Here is a 14,353-nt window from a genome sequence, read left to right as displayed (position 1 = left end):
ACAGCTCGGAAGCGGTGTAGCGGCCAAGAAACGGACGGCATCGTACGGAGGACGGGTGCGGCGGGGCGGGCCCCTGCCCCCGTCCTCCGGCCGTACGTGGGCCGGGCCGGTGTGCCCGGCCCGTCGCGTGTCGCTACGCCGGATCCGGCTCGACGTCCGTCCCGCGCCCTTCGGCGGGCCGGTCGTCGGCCACGTAACGCAGCACGCCCCACATGGCGCGTTCCAGTTCGTCCGCGTCACGGGGCTCGGCCCCGGGTCCGCCGTCGAGAGGGCCGGGGTCGTCCGGCGACGGCACCCGGCACTCCTCCAGTTCCCGCAGGAGTGCCTCCGCGTCGAACCCCGAACCGATCAGTACGAGCTGGGTGAGCCGCGGTTCGCCGCGGCCCCACGGACGCGGTACGAACCGGAGGAACCGGCCCACCGCGTGCAGCAGGTAGGTGTTGCGGGGATCGGCCGCGCCGAAGTCCACGAAGCCCTTGATCCGGTACAGCCCCTCCGGCCGCGAGTCGAGGAACCGCATGAGGCGACGGGGGTCCAGGGGCGTTCCGGTGGAGAGTTCGACGCTCTGGTACGCGGCGTGGGGATGCGCCCCGCCACGGCTCCCCGCTTCGCCGGGGGCCGCCTCCCCGGCCGGCCGGTCCTCTGCGAGCAGGTCCTCCGTCGGCCGGTCCTCCGCCAGCAGGTCCTCGAAGGTGAGCTGGCGGGACACCCGTTCCGTGTCCGGGCGGAGCGCGGGGTCGAAGAGAAGTGCCGGATCGATCCGTCCGTGCTCGGTGGAGACGACGGCGGCGCGGTCGGTCAGCGCGGCGACCGAGGCGCGCAGCCGGTCGTGTTCGGCTCCGTCGATCCGGTCGGTCTTGTTGAGCACGACCAGATCGGCGACGGCGAGGTGCCGGTCGGTCTCCGGGTGCCGCTCCCGGGTACGGTCGAACTCGGCCGCGTCGACGACCTCCACCAGCCCGCCGTAGACGATCCGGGGGTTCTCGCTCGCCAGCAGCATCCGTACGAGTTCCTGCGGCTCGGCGAGACCGCTGGCCTCGATCACGATCAGATCGAGGCGGACGGCGGGCCGGGTCAGGGTCTCCAGATAGGAGTCCAGTTCGCTCGCGTCCACCGCGCAGCACAGGCAGCCGTTGCCGAGCGAGACCGTCGAGCCGACCTGCCCGGCGACCGTCATGGCATCGATCTCGATGGCCCCGAAGTCGTTCACGATCACGCCGATCCGGTTGCCGGCGCGGTGGTGGAGCAGGTGGTTGAGCAGCGTGGTCTTGCCCGAGCCGAGGAAGCCCGCGAGCACGATGACCGGGATCTGCGGGACGCGGGCATCCCCAGGCGTGGCCGGAGCGGGCAAGACGGACCATCCTCACGGAGCGGTGGAGCAGCCGTCGGTCAGGGTGCCGGGACCGGCTGCGGCGGAGGCGTCCCGACATAGCGGGCCGCCGGGCGGATGATCTTCGAGTCCGCCGCCTGCTCCAGGATATTGGCACTCCAGCCGACCACCCGCGCCGCACAGAAGGTGGGCGTGAACATCGTCCGCGGCAGCCCGCAGAGCTCCATCACGACCCCGGCGTAGAACTCCACGTTGGTGTGCAGCTCACGGCCCGGCTTGAGCTCGGCGAGGATGGCCTCCACCTGGTGCTCCACCTCGACGGCGAAGTCGACGAGCGGGCCGCCGAAGTCCTGGGCGATCCCCCGCAGCATGCGCGAACGCGGATCCTCGGTGCGGTAGACGGGGTGGCCGAAGCCCATGATCCGCCCGCCGGAAAGGACCTGTTCGCGGATCCAGCCGTCGATGCGGTCCGGGGTGCCGATCGCGTCCAGGGTGTCCAGGGCACGGCTGGGCGCGCCGCCGTGCAGCGGCCCGGAGAGCGCGCCGACCGCCGCGACCAGGCAAGCGGCCATGTCGGCCCCGGTGGAGGCGACGACCCTGGCGGTGAAGGTCGACGCGTTGAACCCGTGGTCGACGGTGGAGATGAGGTAGCGCTCGACGGCCCGTGCGCGGACGGGGTCGGGTACCTCGCCGGTGAGCATGTAGAGGTAGTTGGCCGCGTGCGGCAGGTCGTCGCGCGGTTCGACGGGGTCGAGCCCCTCGCCGAGCCGGTGCAGCGCGGTCAGCAGGGTGGGCACCGCAGCGCAGACGGCGAGCGCGTCCTCACGGCGGCGGCCGGGCTCGATGTCGTACAGCGGGCGGTATCCGGAGGAGGCACCGAGCAGCGAGAGCGCGGTCCGCAGCCCGGCCAGCGGACCCGACACCGCTCCGGCGCGGGCGATGGCGGGCAGCGCCGTACGGACCTCGTCCGGGAGGTGGCGCAGTTCGGCGAGGCGCGCGGCGAACGCGGCGCGGGCCGGGGCATCGGGCAGCTCGCCGTGGAACATCAGGTACCAGACGTCCTCGAAGCTCCGGGTCTCCGCCAGCTCGATCGCCGAGTACTGGCGGTAGTGGTAGAACCCCTCGGTCCCCCGGACGTCGCCCAGGGCCGTGTCGGTGACGACGACCCCCGCGAGACCGCGCGGGACACCGGACGGGACGGGGGACGGGACGGAGGTGTGGGGCTCGGCGGGACTGCGGGTCCCGGTCGGGCTGTGGGTCTCGGGGCTGTGTGTCTCGGGGCTGTAGGTCTCGGGGCTGCGGGTCGTTTCGGTCGGCATCGCCGGCCTCCTCTTCGGATGTCCCTGTTCGGATCTGCCTCACTATTGATTCGACTATCCATGCTTGACTCAACAAGCGTCAATATTGATTGAATCAATACAAGACGAGTGGATACGGTGAGTGCATGACGGATCAAGGAGCGCGCGGCTTCGACCCGGCGGGTACGGAACGGCCCGACGCGGAACGGCCCGGCAGGGAACAGCCCGGCGCGGAACGGCCCGACGCGGAACGGCCCGGCACGGAACGGCTCAGCACACGCGAGACGGCCGCTCTGCTCGGCGTGAAGCCGGAGACGGTGTACGCCTATGTCAGCCGCGGCCAGCTCAGCAGCGTGCGCGCACCCGGCGGACGGGGCAGCACCTTCGACGCCGACGAGGTCCGGGCCCTGGCCCGGCGTACGGGCCGACGCGAACCCGTCCCGGCGGGCGGCGCCGACCTGGTGTTCCGCACCGGCATCACCCTCATCGACCAGGACCGGTACTACTACCGGGGCGTCGACGCCGGCGAACTCGCCCTGAACCACGGCTACGAGGAAGTCGCCGAATGGCTGTGGACGGGCGAGCTGAGGCCGGGGGTCCACTTCTCCGCTCCGGCGCAGGCCCTGCCGGCGGCGCGACAGGCCGTCGCCGCCCTCCCCGCGCACAGCGGGACGACGGACAGGCTGCGGGTCGCCGTCGTCGCGGCGTCGGCGGCCGACCCGCTGCGGTTCGACCTGTCCCCCGCCTCGGTCCTGGGCGCTGCCCGTGGCCTGATCCCGACACTGGTGGAGGCGCTGCGCCCGGCCGCCGCGGGGCCGGGTGTCACGGGCCCCGGCGGCATGGGATCCGACGGCACGGGACCCGACGCCGCCGAGATCGGCGGCGCGGAACTCGCTGCCGCGGACGCCGCCGGTGACGACGGCCCCGGCATCGCGGCCCGGCTGTGGCCCGCTCTCACCGCGCGTCCTGCCGACGCCGCGTCGCTCGCCGTTCTGGACACCGCGCTCGCGCTGCTGATCGACCACGACCTCGCCGCGTCCACCCTCGCCGTCCGGGTGGCGGCCTCCGCACACGCGCATCCCTACGCCGTTGTCTCGGCGGGGCTCGGGGTGCTGGAGGGACCGCTGCACGGCGCGGCCAGCGGGCTCGCCCACCGGATGCTCCGCGAGGTCGTGGAGCGGGGCGGCGCCGCACCGGTCGTCGCCGAACACCTGCGGGCCGGGAGGCGCGTCCCCGGCCTCGGCCACCGTCTCTACAGCGGCGAGGACCCTCGGGCGCGGGTCCTGTTCACCCTCCTGGAGGACATGCCCGGGGCCGCACCGGCGCTCGCAGCCGCTCGCGACGTGGTGTCCACCGCCGCACGGCACGTACCCCTGCACGCCAACATCGATCTCGCGCTGGCCGTGCTCTCGGTCTCCACGGGCATGTCCGCGGAGGCGGGCGAGACCGTTTTCGCGGTGGCCCGAACGGCAGGCTGGATCGCGCACGCCCTGGAGGAGTACGCGGAGCGGCCGCTGCGCCTGCGGCCCCGCGGCCAGTACACCGGACCGCCCCCACCGCAGCCGCTGCCCGCCCCGGCCCCGTACTCGCCCGCCCCCTCATCCCGAACGGACGGCTCGGGGAACGCAAAATAGCGACAACTCAACGCGAATTTTCGCGCGGCGGCGGGGCGGTCGAGCCGCGCACCACCAGTTCCGGCTCGAAGAGCAGCTCGTCCGAGGGCACCGCTTTGCCCCCGATCTGCACGGACAGCAGCTCGACGGCCGCCCGGCCCATGGCCTCGATGGGCTGGCGGACCGTCGTCAGGGGCGGTTCGGTGCAGTTCATGAAGGCGGAGTCGTCGTAGCCGACCACCGAGACGTCGTGCGGCACCGAGAGCCCACGGCGGCGGACCGCGCGCACCGCGCCGAGCGCGAGCGGGTCGCTGCCGCAGATGATGCCGGTGACCTCGCGGTCGAGCAGCCTGGAGGCCGCCGCCTGACCGCCCTCCAGGGAGAACATGGCCCGCGCGACATGTTCGTCCGGGATCGTCGCCCCGTACTCACGGGCCAGCTGCCGTGCGGCGTCGAGCTTGCGCTGGGAGGGGACGTGGTCGCTGGGGCCGAGCACCAGGCCGATCCGCTCGTGCCCGAGCGAGGCGAGGTGCCGCCACGCCTGCTCGACCGCGACGGAGTCGTCGCAGGAGACACCGGGGAAGCCGAGCTCGGCGATGGCCGCGTTGATCAGGACGACGGGGATCCGCCGGTCGGCGAGCACCTTGTAGTGGTCATGGGCGGCGTCGGCCTGGTGGTAGAGGCCGCCGGCGAACACCACCCCCGACACCTGCTGCTGGAGCAGCAGGTCCACGTAGTCCGCCTCGGAGACCCCGCCCTTGGTCTGCGTACAGAGCACGGGCGTGAGTCCCTGCTGGGCGAGGGCACCGCCGACCACTTCGGCGAAGGCCGGGAAGATGGGGTTCTGGAGCTCGGGAAGGACGAGCCCGACCAGCCTGGCCCGCTCGCCCCGCAGCTGGGTCGGGCGCTCGTACCCGAGCACGTCCAGAGCGGACAGCACCGCCTGCCGGGTGGCGTCCGAGACGCCTGGCTTACCGTTCAGGACCCGGCTGACCGTGGCCTCGCTGACCCCAACCTTCTGTGCCACCTGAGCAAGTCGTCGCGTCATGAGCGCAAGATTAGCGCAAGGAACGCAAACCGATTGCGTGCCTGCGGAATCCTCACTCGCCCTCGGCTCGGCTTACCCTGCCCTGCTCCGCTCGGACCGGTCGGCCCCACTCGCGCCTACCAGCTCCGGTCACCTCGCCCGCCCGGCTCGGGCGCCACCACCGCTCGGCTCGGACCACACCGCCCCGGATCAGGTCACAGCACGCCGATCCTGGTCACACGGCCCCGGCTCCGGTCAGCGACCTGACCTCGGTCTCGGCGTACTTGTCCTGGTCGGGCGACTCGGCGGAGGTCACCGTGCCGATCCACCCCGCGAGGAAGCCCAGCGGAATGGAGACGAGACCCGGATTCTCCAGCGGGAAGAGCTGGAAGTCGAGCCCGGGGAAGAGTGAGTCGGGCCCACCGGAGACGACCGGCGAGAGCAGTACGAGAACCAGCGCCGGAACCAGCCCGCCGTACACGGCCCAGACGGCACCGCGAGTGGTGAAGTTCTTCCAGAAGAGCGAGTAGAGCAGTGCCGGAAGGTTGGCCGAGGCGGCCACCGCGAAGGCCAGCCCGACGAGGAAGGCCACGTTGAGGTCCTGGGCGAGCAGGCCCAACCCGATGGCGACCACCCCGATCCCCACGGCGGACACCCGGGCCACCGCGACCTCGCCGAACGGTTTGCCCCCCGGGCGGCGGAGCGAGGCGTAGAGGTCGTGGGCGACGGAGGCCGAGGAGGCGAGGGTGATCCCCGCGACCACGGCCAGGATCGTGGCGAAGGCGATGGCCGCGACCACAGCGAAGAGAATCGTCCCGCCGGCGGAGCCCTCACCGCCGCCCAGCGCCAGCGCGAGGAGAGGAACCGCGGTGTTCCCGGCCTCGCTGGAGGACCGGACCGCCGCCGACCCGACGAGCGCGGCAGCACCGAAGCCGAGCACGATGGTCATCAGGTAGAAGCTGCCGATCAGACCGATCGACCAGACGACGGACCGGCGGGCCGCGCGAGCGGTCGGCACGGTGTAGAAGCGCGACAGGATGTGCGGCAGGCCGGCCGTACCGAGCACCAGCGCCACCCCGAGGCTGATGAAGTCGAAGCGCGCCGTCCAGCTTCCGCCGTACTTGAGGCCGGGCGCCAGGAACTCCTTCCCGTGTCCGCTGTGTTCGGCCGCGGAGTTGAGCAGTGCGTTGACATCGCCGTGGAATCGGACCAGCACGGCCACGGTGAGAGCGATCGTGCCCGCCATGAGGAGGACCGCCTTGACGATCTGGATCCAGGTGGTCGCCCGCATGCCACCGAGGGAGACGTAGACGACCATGAGGGCACCGACCCCGACCACGGTCCAGGAGCGGGTGGCGCCGCTGGTTCCACCGAGAAGCAGGGCGACCAGGCTGCCGGAGCCGACCATCTGGGCGACCAGGTACAACACGGAGACGGTCACCGAAGACGCGCCGACCGCCGTGCGTACGGGGCGCTCCGCCATGCGCGCGGCAACCACGTCGGCGAGGGTGAACCGACCGCAGTTGCGAACGAGTTCAGCCACCAGGAACAGAACGACCAGCCAGGCCACGAGGAAGCCGACCGAGTACAGCATCCCGTCGTAGCCGAAGAGCGCGATCAGCCCGGAGATCCCGAGGAACGAGGCGGCCGACATGTAGTCGCCGGCGATGGCGAACCCGTTCTCCATGGGAGAGAACAGCCGCCCCCCGGTGTAGAACTCCTCGGCGGACCCTTTGCGGGTGCGACCGACCCAGGTGGTGATGCCGAGGGTGATGGCGATGAACGCGCTGAACAGCACCAGCGCGAGTGTCTGGTGGCCCCCGCTCACCGCTCGGCACCTCTCGTCAGTTCCTGTGTCTCCCAGCGCAGTTCGAGCGCCGCCCGGTCCCGGCGGAGCCGCGCGTGCCGCGCGTACGCCCAGGCCAGCAGGAAAGTGGTGAGGAACTGGCCGAGCCCGACGACCATGGCGACATTCACCGCACCCACCACCGGACGGGCCATCAGCCCGGGCGCCCCGGTGGCCGCGACCACGTAGGCGAGATACCAGAGGAGGAACGCGCAGGTCGCCGGAGCGACGAACCTCCGGTACCTGCGGCGCACTTCGCGGAAAGCCTCGCTCTGCTGGACCTCTCGGTAGATGTCGGCAGCGCTGTGGCCGCTCTGCGGAGCCTCCGGTACGGGCGGCGCGTCGCTCATCGCGGTCCCCGTACCGTCCTGCTCACCCCATCCGGGGGTCAGCGCGTCATACCACGGGTCGTCGAGCCGCGTCGCCGCGGCCTCCCGCCCTGCTTCCTTCTCCACCGAACAACTCCCTTGTCCGCGAACCTTTTCGGCCGCTCGGTCAAGAGTGTCCGGACAGGGTGGATCGAGGTTGCGGCATGCACCGCTTTCACCTGTTCAGGTGACATTCGTACCAGGTGCCCGTACGAGCCCCTGGACATATGCATAACGCACCGCCTGCGCCCGGTCCCGCACCCCTGTTTTGGCGAACAGGTTGTTGATGTGTGTTTTCACCGTGGCCTGCGAGACGTGCAGCCGACGTGAGATCTCTGCGTTGGAAAGCCCTTCGGCGATGAGCACCAGCACCTCCGCCTCACGGAGCGTCAGCCCGTCAGGGAGCTCCCGACCCTGGCCCTGGCCCTGACGTTGCCCGGGACCCTGGCCCTGACGTTGCCCGGGACCCTGGTCCTGCTCCGAGCTCTGGCCCTGGCTTCGGGAGGACGCCGGCCGGAGCACGGCGGGCTCACCGGCCACGCGCTCCAGCAGACGCCGCTGCACGGCGGGCGAGAGACCCGCTTCACCGGACAGCACGGCGGCGATGGCCTGCACGATCTCCTCGCCGCCCGCGTCCTTGGTGAGGAAGCCGCGCGCACCCGCCCGCAGCGCCGCGAAGAGCGATTCGTCGTCGTCGAAGGTGGTGAGCACCACGACCTGGGTACCGGGGTATTCCGTGCGAACCCGCCTGGTCGCCTCGACACCGTCGCAGCGCGGCATCCGCAGGTCCATCAGGACCACGTCAGGCGCATGCTCCGCGACGAGCGCCACCGCCTCCTCGCCGTCCCTGGCAGCCCCGACCACATCGACGCCCAGCAGCCCGAGCAGCATCACGATGCCTTCACGGACCGCCGACTGATCGTCGGCGACCACCACCCGCGCGCTCACGTGGGCACCCGCAGATTCACCACGAATCCCTCCTCACCCGGCCCTGCCACCAAGGTCCCGCCGAGGACCTCGGCGCGCTCCCGCATTCCGGTCAGACCGTAGCCTGGCCCACCGCTCGTCAGCTCCTCGTCCGCTGCCCCTCCCCCGGAGTCCCGCACCTCCAAGGTCACCGTGTCCGGCAGATATTCCAGTCGTATCCGAACATGCGCCCCAGGGGCGTGCTTGCGCACATTGGTGACGGCCTCCTGCGCGACCCGCCGCACCGCCAGCGAGGCACCGGCCGGCAGAGGCCGCCGAGGCCCCTCGATGCTCAGCTCGACCGGGCTGGTGGAGACCAGGTTCCGCAGGAACTCCTCGACGGGTGTCATCTCGCCCCGGAGCGCGGAGAGTGCTTGCCGGGTCTCGGTCAGCCCTTCCCGGGCCATCGAACGGGCTGAGACGACCCTTTCCAGAACCTGGTCACGGAACGCTCCGGGAGGCTCACGCTCGATCAGTAGCCTGGCCGCCTCCAGATGCACCATCTGGGCCGACAGACTGTGCGCGAGCACGTCGTGGATCTCCCGGGCGATCCGGGAACGTTCGTCCAGTGCCGCCCTCTCCGCCTCCGCCGCCCGGGCGTCACGCTCCTGGGCGAGCAGCCGCTGAGCGCTTCCGCTCGCCTCCGCGTCCAGCCGGACCACGTAGCCGCCCAGGCAGAGACCTGCACCCGTGAGCAGCGTGGTCATCCACCCGCCACTGGCCAGGACCGCGAAGCACGCCAGGGGGAGGGCCGCCGCCGGCACCGCCGCCCGGAGCGGGAGCCTCGCCATGGCGAGGACGGTACCGCCGCACCACAGAGCGGTCGCGAGCGCCGTCGTGCCGGCCCCGTACGCGATCAGCGCCAGTCCCGCCAGAAGAAGAAGCAGGGCCAGTGACGGCCACAGCCAGTGCTCCCGGGTGAACCGGTGGTACCTCCGCGCCACCCGGACGCAGCAGGCCATCACCACGAGCGCGACGGGGAGTGTGGCAGGACCGGACCGGCTGTCGCTCAGCGTCGCCCACAGCAGTCCTGAGGCCGCCAGGGCCCAGATGAGAAGGGACAGAACGGTCCGGGCAGGCAACCTCGGCTTGCGCATGAGCGCCTCGCGGGAGGGCCAGGAGGTCCAGCTCACCCCAGTCACGGAAGGTCCTTTGCCGCCGCCGGCGTCCGTATGCCGTCGACGGGACGGATCACGGCGGGTGATCTGCCCCCGGGGCCCCCGGCAGGTCCCGCATCGGGTGAGAGTCTCGCGAGGCGCCAGGCCAGGGCCCCGCCTCGCGCCAGCAGGGTTACGGCCAGGGCGAGCAGGAGACCGTCACTGCCCTGTTCCACCCCTGCGGCCGCCCCAGCGGCCCAGAGTGCGGCACGGAGCGCCAGGCCACCCGCCCAGACGAAGGCTGCGGCACGAGTGCCCCTGGCCCACGCAGTGCCGTCCGGCTCCCGCCAGACCCGGGTCGCCCATCCCCAGCCGACGCCGAGGACGAGTCCGAGGGCAAGCTCTGCCGCCAGCACCTCTGCTGAAAGGGCCTCGTGGCGCGCGTCGAGCAACGCCCCGCCGCGCAGCGCCAACACCGCCAGAATCGCGGGAAGGAGCCACCACCGAGCCGGCAGCGGACGCGCGGAGAACTGGCGCACCAGCGTCCAGCCGGCAACGGCGACGATCACGGGAACCACGAGAACACTGACAACGCCGGACATGGCGCCCTCCGCAGAACGGGGAGATCGGACGCCTTCGACGCTACGGACCGAGGACGGCCGACGGATCGGCCCCCGGGTGGAACACGGGTGGAGAGCGTCTCTCCACCCGTAGGTGGAGAGACGCTCTCGCGCGAAGCGGCGCTGAGCCCGGAGAAGCGCTCGATGCGAAGAGGCGCTGGGACCGCAGAAACACTGACCCCGGAGAAGCGCTGCCCCCGCAGAAACACTGACCGCGGAGGGCCGTGCCCCCGGAGAGGCGCTGAGCGGTCCGGACGGCTCAGGCGTCGATGCGCGAGCGGTCCAGCGTGGCCGCCGAGCTCGTGATGAACTCCTTGCGGGGCGCGACCTCGTTCCCCATCAGCAGGTCGAACACCTTCTCCGCCGACTCCAGGTCGCCGATGTTGATCCGCCGCAGGGTCCGGAACCGGGGGTCCATCGTGGTCTCGGCCAGCTGGTCGGCGTCCATCTCGCCCAGGCCCTTGTACCGCTGGATGGAGTCCTTGAAGCGGATGTTCTTCCGCCGCAGGTCCACCAGCGTCTGGCGCAGTTCGCCGTCCGAGTACGTGTAGATGTACTTGTCCTGGCCCTTCTTCGGCTGGACCAGCTCGATGCGGTGCAGCGGGGGCACGGCCGCGAAGACCCGGCCCGCTTCCACCATCGGCCGCATGTACCGCTGGAAGAGCGTGAGCAGCAGGATGCGGATGTGCGCGCCGTCGACATCGGCGTCGACCAGCAGGACGATCTTGCCGTAGCGGGCGGCGTCGATGTCGAAGGTCCGCCCGGACCCGGCTCCTATGACCTGGATGATCGCCCCGCATTCGGCGTTCTTCAGCATGTCCGAGACGGACGCCTTCTGCACGTTGAGGATCTTGCCCCGGATGGGCAGCAGGGCCTGGAACTCGCTGTTGCGCGCGAGCTTGGCCGTTCCGAGGGCGGAGTCCCCCTCGACGATGAAGAGCTCGCTGCGCTCCACGTCGTCGCTGCGGCAGTCGGCCAGCTTCGCGGGGAGGGACGAGGACTCCAGAGCCGTCTTGCGACGCTGGGCGTCCTTGTGCTGCCGCGCGGCGATGCGCGTGCGGGCGGCAGCCACTGCCTTGTCGAGCACGGCCCTGGCCTGCGCCTTGGCGTCGCGCTTGGTCGACGTCAGGAATGCCTTGAGTTCCTTGGCCACCACATTGGCGACGATCCGGTTGGCGGCCGAGGTGCCGAGCACCTCCTTGGTCTGCCCCTCGAACTGCGGCTCGGCGAGCCGGACCGTGACGACCGCCGTGAGGCCCTCCAGGGCGTCGTCCTTGACGACGTCGTCCTCAGCGACCCTGAGCAGCTTGGCCGACCGCAGCGCCTCGTTGACCGTACGGGTCAGCGAGCGCTCGAATCCGGCCACGTGAGTGCCTCCCTTGGGGGTGGCGATGATGTTCACGAAGGACTTGACCACGGTGTCGTACCCCGTGCCCCAGCGCAGCGCGATGTCGACGCCCAGCTCGCGGGTGACCTCCGTCGGGGTCATGTGCCCGCGCTCGTCCAGGACCGGGACGGTCTCCTTGAAGGTGCCCTGCCCGGTCAGCCGCTGCACGTCGCAGACCGCCTTGTCCTGGGCGAGGTACTCGCAGAACTCGCTGATGCCGCCGTCGAAGCGGAACGTCTCCTCGGTCTTGCCCTCGCCGTCCAGGCCCCGCTCGTCGCGCACGACGATGGTGAGGCCGGGCACGAGGAAGGCGGTCTGGCGGGCGCGCTGGTACAGCGTCTCCAGGTTGAGCTTGGCGTCCTTGAGGAAGATCTGCCGGTCCGCCCAGTACCGCACCCTGGTGCCGGTGCGCGCCTTGGGTACCCGCTTGGTCCGGCGGAGCCCGTTGGCGGGGTCGAAGGGGCTGTCCGGCCCCTGCTCGACGAAGATGCCCGGCACTCCGCGCCGGAAGCTGATGGAGTGCGTGGAACTGTTCCGGTCGACCTCCACGTCGAGCCGCGCGGAGAGTGCGTTGACGACCGAGGCGCCGACGCCGTGGAGGCCGCCGGAGGCCGCGTAGGACCCACCGCCGAACTTGCCGCCCGCGTGGAGCTTGGTCATGACGACCTCCACACCGGAGAGGCCCGTCTTGGGTTCGACGTCGACGGGAATGCCGCGGCCGTTGTCACGGACCTCGACCGAGGAGTCGTCGTGGAGGATCACCTCGATGTGATCGCAGTACCCCCCGAGGGCTTCGTCGACCGAGTTGTCGATGATCTCCCAGAGGCAGTGCATGAGGCCGCGGCTGTCCGTCGACCCGATGTACATGCCGGGACGCTTACGGACGGCCTCCAGCCCTTCGAGGACGAGAAGGTGCCGCGCGGTGTAGTTGGAGCTGTCCCTGTCGACGACGCCGCCGGCTCCGGTCAGCAGCGCAGTGGACGGCACGGACGTATCGGCGGTCACGCGGTTCGCTCCTCGCTGAATTTCAATGGGGGCCCGTTTGGGTATCGGGCGCGGCCGTGGTGGCCGCTGAAAGCCTACCGAGGCCTGGTAGAGCGGTTGTCACGCCACCCTCGGGGAATCATCATGCTAGTCGAGCCCCCAGCGGATCGCATGGGTGTTCGATCATTCCTCGGAGTGACGTGCACATCACGTTCCATTTGAGGCATGAACCATTTAGGCTCCGGGCACGTCCTCATGAACAACCGGCAAGCCAGCCGGAGGACCGACCCGACACCAGCAACGCGAAACCGTAGCGCTCCGCATTACGGCACATTCGCCGCCAACCGTCGGCAGCCAGCCACCTGAAAAGAAGTTTTCGAAGAAATGCCACGAGCGGGAACGTTTTCGGCCTGGTTGGATGTTGACCCTGGTACGACAGCTCGTCGAGCTAGAGAAGAGGCGACGTGACTACTGTTCTGACCCCCGCGAGCCCGCTGACCGCAGCAGACCGCTGTGACCGTTGCGGCGCCCAGGCCTATCTGCGCGTCGTCCTCACCAGCGGTGGTGAACTGCTCTTCTGTGCCCACCACGGGCGCAAGTTCGAGCCGGAACTCAAGAAGATCGCCGCGGAAATACAGGATGAGACGGATCGGCTCACCGCCGTACAGGCCGGTGCCGCCGACGAGGCACAACACTGACACCTCGCATCCACGACGAGCCATGGGCCGGTCCCTGACCGTCCGACGGGCGGCTTCCCCGGTGTGGGGGAGGCCGCCCGTTCTCATGTTCGCTCCGCCTGCGGCGGGAGGCTCAGATTTCGCCTTCCGCCCAGGTGACCGCGGCGGAGACCCTCGTGTAGACCCCTGGGCTGTCGGCGCGCGCACAGCCGTTGCCCCAGGAGACCAGCCCGATGAGGCGCCCGTCGACCACCAGCGGCCCTCCGCTGTCCCCCTGGCACGCGTCGTAGCCACCCTCCGGCTCGCCGGCGCAGACCATCGAGGAGGCGTCGTACGTCCCGCGTGAGCCGCCGGGGTAGGAGACGGCGCACGCCTCGTCCGACATGACCTGTACCGAGGCCGCCCTCAGCGTCGACGCGTACGTGCCGTACCCGGTCGTGTCCCCCCAGCCGTAGACGAGCGCCTGCTCGCCCGCCGAGTAGGCGGCGTCACCGTCCCGGGCGACCGGGATCGAACTATTTTCCGGCAGCGCTTCCGCCAGCGTCAGGACAGCGGCGTCGCCCACGTTCGTGGCGGGGTCGTACGCGGGGTTGATCCACGCGTCCTTCACCGGGATCTCCTGCCCTCCGGTGCCGCGCAGATCGTCCCGGTCCGCGATGATCCGCAGGTCCGGCACATCGGCGACCTCGCCCCCGAGCACATCGGAGCCGAGGCAGTGGGCCGCCGTCAGCACCTTGGTGGGAGCGACCACCACCGCCCCGCAGAACTGCCCGCCGCGCGACTCCCCGAACAGGGCGCGGCTGGACAGAGCCACCACCCACGGGCTGTCCGCCACACTGACGGGCTCTCCTCCGATGATGATGCTGCCGGTCGCGGCCGACGCCTGGGACCCCGCCGCCAGAGCGGCGGCGGATGCCAGCGCGACCGCTCCGGTCAGGGCACGGGCAAACCTGTGGGACATGGACACTCCTGACTCCGAGGTGGATATCACCTACTCAGAGTCATCCAGCCCGAAGCGGCCCGCACCCTCAAACCGAATGGGCCGGGGGCCCCGCCGTACTGGCCGCCCTCAGCGGGCTGATCGCCGGGTTCTGTGCCCTGTGCGTCGCCGAGTTGGCCGCGGCGGCCGTACGCCCGGAG

The 14,353-nt window shown here is 70.8% G+C and carries 12 protein-coding genes; 2 read left to right on the top strand and 10 right to left on the bottom strand.

The features are described from left to right. Positions 1–133: 133 nt before the first annotated feature. Together ACWCWD_RS34470 and ACWCWD_RS34465 are read right to left on the bottom strand one after the other, a co-directional pair. A complete protein-coding gene (locus tag ACWCWD_RS34470) occupies positions 134–1,351 on the bottom strand; it encodes a CobW family GTP-binding protein (protein ID WP_450779162.1) in 1,218 nt (405 codons plus the stop codon). Positions 1,352–1,389: 38 nt separating this feature from the next. Continuing rightward, positions 1,390–2,649 carry a citrate/2-methylcitrate synthase gene (locus tag ACWCWD_RS34465; protein WP_450779160.1) on the bottom strand — a complete coding sequence of 420 codons (1,260 nt, stop codon included), beginning with the start codon at positions 2,647–2,649 and terminating at the stop codon, positions 1,390–1,392. Between the two features lie 125 nt (positions 2,650–2,774). Here ACWCWD_RS34465 and ACWCWD_RS34460 point away from each other — a divergent pair, with 125 nt between their 5' ends. Then, a complete protein-coding gene (locus ACWCWD_RS34460; RefSeq protein WP_450779158.1) occupies positions 2,775–4,262 on the top strand; it encodes a citrate/2-methylcitrate synthase in 1,488 nt (495 codons plus the stop codon). Positions 4,263–4,269: 7 nt separating this feature from the next. On the opposite strand, the gene ACWCWD_RS34455 is transcribed toward ACWCWD_RS34460, so the two are convergent. The 7 genes from ACWCWD_RS34455 to ACWCWD_RS34425 all read right to left on the bottom strand — a co-directional run bounded on the left by ACWCWD_RS34455 (position 4,270) and on the right by ACWCWD_RS34425 (position 12,557). Next, the gene (locus ACWCWD_RS34455) at positions 4,270–5,289 is read right to left on the bottom strand and encodes a LacI family DNA-binding transcriptional regulator (RefSeq protein WP_450779156.1); all 1,020 of its coding nucleotides are present in this window, start codon (positions 5,287–5,289) and stop codon (positions 4,270–4,272) included. A 214-nt stretch (positions 5,290–5,503) separates the two neighbouring features. Then, positions 5,504–7,096 (bottom strand): solute symporter family protein, encoded by a 1,593-nt coding sequence (locus tag ACWCWD_RS34450; RefSeq protein WP_450779154.1) that lies wholly within the window; start codon positions 7,094–7,096, stop codon positions 5,504–5,506. Beyond that, a complete protein-coding gene (locus tag ACWCWD_RS34445) occupies positions 7,093–7,569 on the bottom strand; it encodes a DUF485 domain-containing protein (protein ID WP_450779152.1) in 477 nt (158 codons plus the stop codon). The genes ACWCWD_RS34450 and ACWCWD_RS34445 overlap by 4 nt, the downstream gene beginning before the upstream one ends. Before the next feature lie 96 nt (positions 7,570–7,665). Continuing rightward, positions 7,666–8,430, bottom strand: coding sequence for a response regulator (locus ACWCWD_RS34440; protein WP_450779150.1), 765 nt, complete (start codon positions 8,428–8,430; stop codon positions 7,666–7,668). Then, positions 8,427–9,590, bottom strand: a complete 1,164-nt coding sequence (locus ACWCWD_RS34435; RefSeq protein WP_450779148.1) for a sensor histidine kinase — start codon at positions 9,588–9,590, stop codon at positions 8,427–8,429. Before ACWCWD_RS34435 ends, ACWCWD_RS34440 begins: the two co-directional genes overlap by 4 nt. Further along, entirely contained in the window at positions 9,587–10,147 is a 561-nt protein-coding gene (locus ACWCWD_RS34430; protein ID WP_450779146.1) for a DUF1453 domain-containing protein, read from the bottom strand. Before ACWCWD_RS34430 ends, ACWCWD_RS34435 begins: the two co-directional genes overlap by 4 nt. A 277-nt stretch (positions 10,148–10,424) precedes the next feature. Beyond that, positions 10,425–12,557, bottom strand: a complete 2,133-nt coding sequence (locus tag ACWCWD_RS34425; protein ID WP_390958193.1) for a DNA gyrase/topoisomerase IV subunit B — start codon at positions 12,555–12,557, stop codon at positions 10,425–10,427. A gap of 443 nt (positions 12,558–13,000) precedes the next feature. Between ACWCWD_RS34425 and ACWCWD_RS34420 the strand changes: the two genes are divergently transcribed. Beyond that, complete coding sequence (locus ACWCWD_RS34420; protein WP_327178373.1) at positions 13,001–13,234, top strand: DUF7455 domain-containing protein; 234 nt, start codon at positions 13,001–13,003, stop codon at positions 13,232–13,234. Between the two features lie 112 nt (positions 13,235–13,346). On the opposite strand, the gene ACWCWD_RS34415 is transcribed toward ACWCWD_RS34420, so the two are convergent. Next, on the bottom strand, positions 13,347–14,174 hold the full coding sequence (locus ACWCWD_RS34415) for a S1 family peptidase (protein WP_450779144.1): 828 nt from the start codon (positions 14,172–14,174) through the stop codon (positions 13,347–13,349). Between the last annotated feature and the right edge of the window lie 179 nt (positions 14,175–14,353).

It is taken from the genome of Streptomyces sp. NPDC001493 (assembly GCF_053597235.1).
This window is presented reverse-complemented; position numbering and strand designations above follow the sequence as displayed.

Bases quoted from the DNA above. Each gene is read 5' to 3' on its own strand.
- ACWCWD_RS34465 (WP_450779160.1), bottom strand. From the start codon at position 2,649: ATGCCGACCGAAACGACCCGCAGCCCCGAGACCTACAGCCCCGAGACA.
- ACWCWD_RS34460 (WP_450779158.1), top strand. From the start codon at position 2,775: ATGACGGATCAAGGAGCGCGCGGCTTCGACCCGGCGGGTACGGAACGG.
- ACWCWD_RS34455 (WP_450779156.1), bottom strand. From the start codon at position 5,289: ATGACGCGACGACTTGCTCAGGTGGCACAGAAGGTTGGGGTCAGCGAG.
- ACWCWD_RS34430 (WP_450779146.1), bottom strand. From the start codon at position 10,147: ATGTCCGGCGTTGTCAGTGTTCTCGTGGTTCCCGTGATCGTCGCCGTT.
- ACWCWD_RS34415 (WP_450779144.1), bottom strand. From the start codon at position 14,174: ATGTCCCACAGGTTTGCCCGTGCCCTGACCGGAGCGGTCGCGCTGGCA.